This is a genomic window from Streptomyces sp. P5F9 (genome assembly GCF_057961495.1).
In genome coordinates, this window is the sequence record NZ_JBXVPZ010000461.1 from 1 (window position 1) to 7,545 (window position 7,545).

General features: G+C 72.1%; 8 protein-coding genes. 4 read left to right on the plus strand and 4 right to left on the minus strand.

Annotated features, from left to right (window positions below; all coding sequences use genetic code 11):
* Positions 1–42 precede the first annotated feature (42 nt).
* Both AC31A1_RS42495 and AC31A1_RS42500 read left to right on the plus strand, forming a co-directional pair.
* Positions 43–1,158 (plus strand): PLP-dependent cysteine synthase family protein, encoded by a 1,116-nt coding sequence (locus AC31A1_RS42495; protein ID WP_489658426.1) that lies wholly within the window; start codon positions 43–45, stop codon positions 1,156–1,158.
* A complete protein-coding gene (locus AC31A1_RS42500; RefSeq protein ID WP_489658427.1) occupies positions 1,155–2,408 on the plus strand; it encodes an MFS transporter in 1,254 nt (417 codons plus the stop codon). Before AC31A1_RS42495 ends, AC31A1_RS42500 begins: the two co-directional genes overlap by 4 nt.
* A 241-nt stretch (positions 2,409–2,649) precedes the next feature.
* On the opposite strand, the gene AC31A1_RS42505 is transcribed toward AC31A1_RS42500, so the two are convergent.
* The 4 genes from AC31A1_RS42505 to AC31A1_RS42520 all read right to left on the minus strand — a co-directional run bounded on the left by AC31A1_RS42505 (position 2,650) and on the right by AC31A1_RS42520 (position 5,792).
* Positions 2,650–3,357: a DUF1775 domain-containing protein gene (locus AC31A1_RS42505; RefSeq protein ID WP_489658428.1), complete on the minus strand. Its 708-nt coding sequence runs from the start codon at positions 3,355–3,357 to the stop codon at positions 2,650–2,652.
* Positions 3,358–3,414: 57 nt separating this feature from the next.
* Positions 3,415–4,074 (minus strand): hypothetical protein, encoded by a 660-nt coding sequence (locus tag AC31A1_RS42510; RefSeq protein ID WP_489658429.1) that lies wholly within the window; start codon positions 4,072–4,074, stop codon positions 3,415–3,417.
* Positions 4,075–4,181: 107 nt separating this feature from the next.
* Positions 4,182–4,889: a chromate transporter gene (locus AC31A1_RS42515; RefSeq protein WP_489658430.1), complete on the minus strand. Its 708-nt coding sequence runs from the start codon at positions 4,887–4,889 to the stop codon at positions 4,182–4,184.
* A gap of 261 nt (positions 4,890–5,150) precedes the next feature.
* On the minus strand, positions 5,151–5,792 hold the full coding sequence (locus AC31A1_RS42520) for a helix-turn-helix domain-containing protein (protein ID WP_489658431.1): 642 nt from the start codon (positions 5,790–5,792) through the stop codon (positions 5,151–5,153).
* Between the two features lie 185 nt (positions 5,793–5,977).
* On the opposite strand from AC31A1_RS42520, the gene AC31A1_RS42525 reads away from it, so the two are divergent.
* Both AC31A1_RS42525 and AC31A1_RS42530 read left to right on the plus strand, forming a co-directional pair.
* Positions 5,978–6,499, plus strand: a complete 522-nt coding sequence (locus AC31A1_RS42525; protein WP_489658432.1) for a flavin reductase family protein — start codon at positions 5,978–5,980, stop codon at positions 6,497–6,499.
* Complete coding sequence (locus AC31A1_RS42530; protein ID WP_489658433.1) at positions 6,496–7,380, plus strand: MBL fold metallo-hydrolase; 885 nt, start codon at positions 6,496–6,498, stop codon at positions 7,378–7,380. The genes AC31A1_RS42525 and AC31A1_RS42530 overlap by 4 nt, the downstream gene beginning before the upstream one ends.
* Positions 7,381–7,545 lie beyond the last annotated feature (165 nt).

The following is a 7,545-nucleotide window of genomic DNA, read 5'->3' on the forward strand; positions in this document are numbered from 1 at the left end:
GCACTCCGCCATGAAAGCGGCGTGCGAAGGAGCCGTACGCACATGCACTTCTCCCTGCTCGCACCCCTCGGGGCGCACGCCCCCCTGCCCGTGATCGCCCGTCACCCCGCCCAACTCGTGGGCAACACCCCCGTCCTGTGGGTCGACGAACCCTTCGCACCGGCCGGCCGCGGCTTCTACGCCAAGCTGGAAGGGACCAACCCCGGCGGCATCAAGGACCGCCCCGGCCTGCACATGGTCCGAGAAGCTCGGAGACGCGGTGAACTCGCCCCGGGCGCGCCCGTCATCGAGTCCTCCAGCGGCACCCTCGGCCTGGGCCTCGTGCTGGCCGGGCTGACGTACGGTCATCCGGTCACCGTCGTCACCGACCCGGGCATGGAGCCGTCGATGGTCCGGCTCCTGAGCGCCGTGGGCGCACAGGTGGACCAGGTGACCACTCCCCACCCCGAGGGCGGCTGGCAACAGGCCCGGCGCGAGCGCGTCGCGGCGCTGCTGGCCCGCACGCCGGGCGCGTACTGCCCGGACCAGTACCACAACCCCGACAACGCGGGCGCCTACCGGCCGCTCGCCGCCGAACTCCTCGCCCAACTCGGCCGCATCGACGTCCTGGTGGCCGCGGTCGGTACCGGCGGCCACTCGGCGGGTACCGCCTCCGTGCTGCGAGAGTCGCTGCCCGACCTCACCCTCGTCGGAGTGGACTCGGTCGGCTCGACGATCTTCGGCCAACCCGCCGCACCGCGACTGATGCGCGGCCTGGGGTCCAGCATCCACCCCTCGAACGTCGACTACGCGGCCTTCGCCGAGGTGCACTGGGTGGCTGCGGCCGAGGCGGTCGGCGCCTGCCGCCGGCTTGCCCGCCGTTACTACGCGTCGGGCGGCTGGAGCGTCGGCGCGGTCGCCCTGGTGGCCGGATGGGTTGCCCGGACGCATCCGATCGGCACCCGGATCGCCGCGATCTTCCCCGACGGGCCGCACCGCTACCTGGAGACGGTGTACAACGACGCCTGGTGCCGAGACCACGGCCTTCTCGGACACGAGATGCCCGACGAGCCGGACGAGATCGCCGAGCCGGACGAGTGCACGGCGACCTCCTGGACCCGCTGCAGCCGGGTCCGTGACCCGCTGGCCCGCGACGCGGTGAAGGCAGCCGTCCGATGAAGGGGCTCAGGGCCCAGCTGGCCTCCTTCGACCGGCCCGCCCGGCTGTTGATGGTGAACCAGTTCGCCATCAACCTCGGCTTCTACATGCTGATGCCCTACCTCGCCGACCACCTCGCCCACGGCCTCGGCCTCGCCGCCTGGGCGGTCGGCCTGGTGCTCGGCGTGCGCAACCTGTCCCAACAGGGCATGTTCCTCGTGGGCGGCACACTCGCCGACCGCTACGGCTGCAAGCCGATGATCCTGGCCGGGTGCGGGCTGCGGACGGTCGCGTTCGGGCTGCTCGCGGTGGCGAGTTCGCTGCCCGCGCTCATCGCCGCCTCCGCGCTGACAGGGCTGGCAGGCGCACTGTTCAACCCCGCCGTGCGGGCGTATCTGGCGGCAGAGGCCGGCGAGGAACGGCGCGTGGAGGCGTTCGCCGCCTTCAACGTCTTCTACCAGGCAGGCATCCTGGTCGGCCCACTCGCCGGACTCGCCCTGCTGGCCTGGGACTTCGGCGCGGTGTGCACGGTGGCCGCGGTCATCTTCGGAGCCCTTGCCGTACTGCAGGCCCGCGCGTTGCCCGCGCGTCCGCCCGCCGACCGGAGCGCGGAGCCGGCCTGGCGGGCGGTGGCCGCGGACTGGCGCGCCGTAGCCGTCAACCGGCCGTTCCTCCTCTTCGCCGCCGCGATGGCCGGCTCGTACGTGCTGGCCTTCCAGGTGTATCTCGCGCTGCCGCTGCGGGCCCGCGAACTCTTCGGCGAGCGGACCGGGTTGGTGACGGGTGCGATCTTCGCCGTATCCGCGCTGGCCGCACTGTCGGGACAACTGAAACTGACGGCGTGGGCGAAGCGCACTCTGGCCGGGCCGCGCGCGATCGTCTACGGACTGATGGTGATGGGGGCCGGGTTCCTGCCCCTGCTGCCCGGACCGTACGGGGGCGCCGCCGGCATGGCGGAGGGCGTGCTCGCACTCGCCCTGTGCGCCGCACTGCTGGCCTGGGGCGGAGCTCTGCTCTACCCCTTCGAGATGGACACCGTCGTACGCCTGTCCGGCGACCGGCTCGTCGCCACGTACTACGGCGCCTACAACACCGCCTCCGGCATCGCGATCTCGCTCGGCAACCTCGCCGTCGGGGCGCTCTTCGACACGGGCGTCCGCTGGCTGCCGTGGGTGGTTCTCGCGGCTACCGGCTTCGCGTGCGCGGGGCTGGTGGCGCGGCTGCACCGGGCGGGGCGCCTGGCGCCGCCGCCGGTTCCGGTGCCGGCCTGAGGCGAGGCGACGTCGGGCGCCTCACACCCCGGTCACGGCCGCCGTGGCCGGGGGCGTGCGTCCGGGCCGTGGCGCTGGCGCTGGGGCCCGCGATGCTGCTGGCCGGCACGGCACACTGGGCCGCCGACCGGATTGATCTCCCCGTAGTCGAGCCAAGAGCGCGGGAAAGCCCGGCCGACCTGGGTAGATGACACCCGGGTCGGCCGGGCTGGTGACGGCGGGGCATCCCGCCGTGTCGGAACTACGCGGAGGCGGCACCCCGGCGGCGTGCGAGATAGAACGCTCCGCCCGCCACGACGACCACGACGGCGCCGATGCCGATCCAGGCGCCGGCCGACAGGCCGCCGTCGTCCTTCGTCTCGGCCTCGGCGGCGGGGGAGGCCGAGGGCTCCTCCGCCGTGGGAGAGGCGGACTGCGATGCGGTCTCGCTCGGGGTCGGGCTCGCGGACTTCGCGCCGGCTGCGGCAGCCTTCAGCTTGAGCACCGGGGCGGGCTGCTCGCCGCTCTCGTCCAGCTCGATCCAGCGGTCGGTACGGCCGTCGCTGTACGTCTGGAGCGTCTTGAACGCCAGCTCCTTCGCGTCAGGGAGCTGCTTGACGACGACCGAGTACTCGGCGTTGACGCCGGCCTTCACCGCCGGACCCTTCATGGTGTAGCCGTCGTCGTTCGCCGTGAACTTCCAGCCCTTGGGACCTTCGCCGTACGTCACGTCGGCCGGCGCGATGCCCGCCGGCAGAACCACACGGATCTCGGTGATCCCGGCCGTGCTGGACTCCGACTCGGCGTCGAAGGAGACCTCGACGTTCTCGGCGAGGGCCTGCGCCTTCTCCGACTCGACCTCCACGTGAGCGGCGGCAGGACCGGCGGTCAGCAGGACGGCGGTGGCAGCCACGGCTGTGGCGACCGCCAGGCGCCGGGCGGTGGCACGGGTGTTGCTGAGGTGGGACATGGGTGTCTCCAGGCGTGATGGAACGCGGAGCGGCGAGAGAGCGCTGCTCCGGCAGGGTCAGTTGGCGAGTACGAACCCCGCCGGCGGAGGACCCCGCCGTACCACCACGTCCGCGAGCAACGCCCCTTGGAGGGGCGGATGTTCCATCCATTCAAGGGCGAGCGCGGGCAGCCCGCCCTCCACCATCGCGGGGCGATCGCTCAGCAACGCCCACGTCGTGGCGATCCGGGCCCGCACCCCGTCGACGGCGGTCGTCACGCCGCGTGCCAGCGACCAGCACACCGCATCCGCACGGTGCAGCAGTACGGCGACGAGCACGGCCGCGACGGCGTGGACGGCGGTCATCGTGAGCGAGCCGTGCAGCCGCTCGTGCCACGCACCATGGGCATCCATGGCGTGGTAGCTGTGCATGGGCATCGCCAGGGCCATGGTCGGGGTGACAGCGTGCGCGTGTGCGGCCGACAGCCACAGGTGCAGGCCCACCTGCGCGGCGGCGCTCGTCACGATCACCGCGCCCAGCGTCCGCTGACGCCGGGCACCGGCGAGCCCGATACCGAAGAGAACGGCGACAGCCCAGGCGCTCTGCCGCCACGGTGCCGGTCCCTCGGCAATCAGATGGTGGGCGCTCACGCCCAGCACCGTCCCGACAGCGGCGAACACCGCGGCCCGAAGAACGGGCAGAGGCGCACGGTGCGTCGTCGTACGGAGCATGGTCATGACCTGACCATCATCGGGCATGGCCCGGCGCGGCCGGAGGCGGGTTCCGGAAAGAGGTGGCTCGCCCGTATTTCCGCGTTCCGCTCGCTTCTTCGTGGTTGATCACGTCACCAGAGTGCGGTGACCCCCGCCGTGGCCAGACCGAGCGCGGCGCAGAGACCGAGGGTGCGCAGGACGCTCCACTTGAGCCTGAAGATCATGGCGAGCGCGGCGAGAGTGATGGCCAGGGCAGTGGGCCGAATGGTGGTCGGGTCGGGGAGCTGGAGGTGCAGCGGCCCCCAGGTGGCGTCCTTGACCGTGGTGATCAGGGTGTGTTGTGCGAAGTAGAGCGCGAGGTTGGCGATGACGCCGACGGCGGCGGCGGTGATGCCGATCAGGGCCGCGGATACGGAGCGGTTGCCGCGCAGGCGCTCGATGTAGGGGGCGCCGAGGAAGATGAACAGGAAGCAGGGTACGAAGGTCACCCAGGTGGTGAGCAGCGCGCCGAGCAGGGCGGCGGCCCACGGGTTGAGGGCGCCGGGGTCGCGGTAGGCGCCGAGGAACGCGACGAACTGCACCACCATGATCAGCGGTCCCGGGGCGGTCTCGGCCAGGGCGAGCCCGCGGACCATCTCGCCCTCGCCGAGCCAGCCGTGGTGCTGTACGGCCTGCTGGGCGACGTGGGCGAGGACGGCGTACGCGCCGCCGAAGGTGACCAGCGCGGTGCCGGAGAAGAACACGCCCTGCGTGGTGAAGACGCTGCCGGTGCCGGTGAGGACTGCCACTGCGGCCAGAGGTACGGACCACAGCAGCAGGCCGATGAGCAGGATGCGCAACGCCCGGCGTCGGCGTGGGGAGCGTCGTCGGAGATCAGCGGCGGCGGGCCGTCGTCGGCTGCGTGCGCGGCGGACGGGCGCAGGGCGTGCGGAGTGAAGCGGGCGAGCAGCCACCCGAGACGCCTGCGCGGCAACGGCTGCGCGAACGCTGGCGAACCGTCCGAGGGCGGACCATGGCGCGGGCGCGCTTGCCGAGGGACGTGATGCTGCGTCGGCGGATAGGCGTGGGGACACCTGTGTGCGGACCCGGCGATGTCCGCGTCAGGCGTGGCGGTCGGCTTCGCCGGTCGCGTTCTGGACGGTGAGGAGCCGCACCCGCGAACCGTCGCCGACGGCGCGCCAGCGGTGGGGAGTTCCTCCGGGGTAGCAGATGCTGTCTCCCGGTTCGAGCACGTGGAGACGGGGTCCGTCCGCGGTCTGCAGGTCGATCTCGATCTCACCCGCCACGACGTAGACGAATTCGTCACCGGGGTGGTCGTAGTACTCCTCGAACCGCTCCCGGGTCCCGGTGTACTCCACGGGGTGGACGGAGTAGGCGGGGGCGCCGAGCATGCGCGCCGTGCCGCCGGGGTTGTCGACGGGCAGGCCCTCGCCCGAGCGCACCAGGTGCACGGAGCCGGCCGACGCGCCGGAATGCGGCACCGCCGCCGCGGCCATGAGCGCCTGCTGGGTGGTGCCGAGGGCGCGGGCGATGCGGTGCAGGGACTGCATGCTCGGCCGGGTCAGTCCCCGCTCCAACTGGCTGAGGAAAGGGTGGGAGAGCGCGGCGTGCTCGGCGAGCTGTACGAGGGTCAGGCCCCGCTCCTTGCGCAACTTGCGGATCTCGCTTCCGAGTTCGGCGCGCAGCGGGGCATCCGAGTCCTGTGCAACGGGCGAGGTGCTGTTGGCGGAACGGGTTGGCATGGCAGGAATCTTAAACGGTCGGCATCGACGGGCCGCTGCAGTCCTCAAGACGGCTGGGGAGAGGTTTTACGCCGGCGAAACACCAGGGCTCTACGCTGAATGTTGATGGCACGAACATTCTAGCCGTCGTCGAGTCGTACGCGGTGTACGTGCCCCACCCTCACGCCCAGCCCAAGGGAGCCCTCATGGCCGCGGCCACCTCTGACCGTTCCGTCGCCAGCTCGCCGGACTACGCCTTCCTCGACGCCATGGCCGCCCTGGCCGGAGGCGTCTGTGTCGTCACCGCTCTGACGCCCGAGGGACGCCCGCTCGGTTTCACCAGCACCGCCGTGATGAGTGTGAGCCGCGAACCGCAGCTGGTGGCGATCGGGGTGGGCCGCCGCGGCCGTACGCTGCCCGCGCTGCTCGGCGGCCGCACGTTCGCACTGAACATCCTGCATGCCGGCGGCGAGCACGTCTCGCAGCGCTTCGCCGACCCCTCCGCGGACCGGTTCGCGGACCTGGAGTGGTCGGCCGAGGAGCGCGGCGGACTGCCACTGCTGCTCGCGCACAGTTCGTACGCGGTCCTCTGCCGTATCGTGCGCGACCTCCCAGCCGGAGATCATCAGCTGATCGTCGCGGCCGTCGAGCACGTGGTGACCGGCACCGGCGGACCGACGGCGCTGGTGCACCACGACCGCCGGTACCACACGCTCGGTGCCGCGTGAGCGGGCCCGACTGGTTCCAGGTGACCGAGACCGTCCCGGGCGTCTTCCTGATCGCGGAGCCGGGGCACGTCAACAGCTATCTCCTGCTCGGCGACGACCTGGCCCTGCTCTACGACTCGGGCATGGGAATCGGCGACATCGGCGAGCAGGTGCGACGGCTTACCCGGCTGCCGCTGCTCGTCGTCAACTCCCACCACCACTTCGACCACCGCGGCGGCAACGCGTCCCTGGCCGGGCACGCCGAGGACATCGCCGTACACGCCGAAGGGGCGGAACTGCACACGGCTCCGGCTCCGCGCGAGTGGCTGGAGGCGTACGCGCACATCTCGCACGGCCTGCGGAAGCGGTACGAGGAGTTCCGGGCACTGGATACCGGCGGTTTCTTCCTGACCGACTCCCGCGTCGAGGTGCGGCCGGTTCCCTGCCTGGCCGACTGGCGGATCGAGGCCGTACGCCCCACCCGGCTGCTGCGCGAAGGAGACGTTCTCGACCTGGGCGGCCGGCGCCTGCAAGTGCTCCACACCCCCGGGCACTCGCCTGACGGCATCTGCCTGTGGGAGCCGGAGACCGGGTTGCTGCTGGCCGGGGACACGCTGATCAGCGGTACCTTCTTCGCCCATGTGCCGGGGGCCGACGTGACCGGCTTCGCCGGTTCGACGCGCCGCCTCGCCGAGTTGCCCGTCGCCACCGCGCTGCTCGGCCACAATCTGCGCCACCGGGAGTCCGCGGACTTCGTGGGCCGGGTCGCCGAGGCGTTCGCGGCCGTACGGGACGGCCGCACCCGTCCGTACCCCTCCACCGACATGTTCGGCGCCCCCGTACGCCGTCATGACTTCGACGGTTTCGCGGTACTCACCGCGCCGCACGGAACGGACCGCTGACATGCCACCACTTGCGCTGCGTGGCGCCCGGCTGCCCGACGGAGACGTCCGCGACGTCCTGCTCGACCCGGACAGCGGCCTGGTCAGGCAGGTCGCCCCGCCCGGCCTGATCCCTTCCGGCCCCGACGAACTCGACCTGGCCGGGTACCTGCTCCTGCCCGCCCC

Bases quoted from the DNA above. Each gene is read 5' to 3' on its own strand.
- AC31A1_RS42495 (WP_489658426.1), top strand. From the start codon at position 43: ATGCACTTCTCCCTGCTCGCACCCCTCGGGGCGCACGCCCCCCTGCCC.
- AC31A1_RS42500 (WP_489658427.1), top strand. From the start codon at position 1,155: ATGAAGGGGCTCAGGGCCCAGCTGGCCTCCTTCGACCGGCCCGCCCGG.
- AC31A1_RS42505 (WP_489658428.1), bottom strand. From the start codon at position 3,357: ATGTCCCACCTCAGCAACACCCGTGCCACCGCCCGGCGCCTGGCGGTC.
- AC31A1_RS42510 (WP_489658429.1), bottom strand. From the start codon at position 4,074: ATGACCATGCTCCGTACGACGACGCACCGTGCGCCTCTGCCCGTTCTT.
- AC31A1_RS42520 (WP_489658431.1), bottom strand. From the start codon at position 5,792: ATGCCAACCCGTTCCGCCAACAGCACCTCGCCCGTTGCACAGGACTCG.
- AC31A1_RS42525 (WP_489658432.1), top strand. From the start codon at position 5,978: ATGGCCGCGGCCACCTCTGACCGTTCCGTCGCCAGCTCGCCGGACTAC.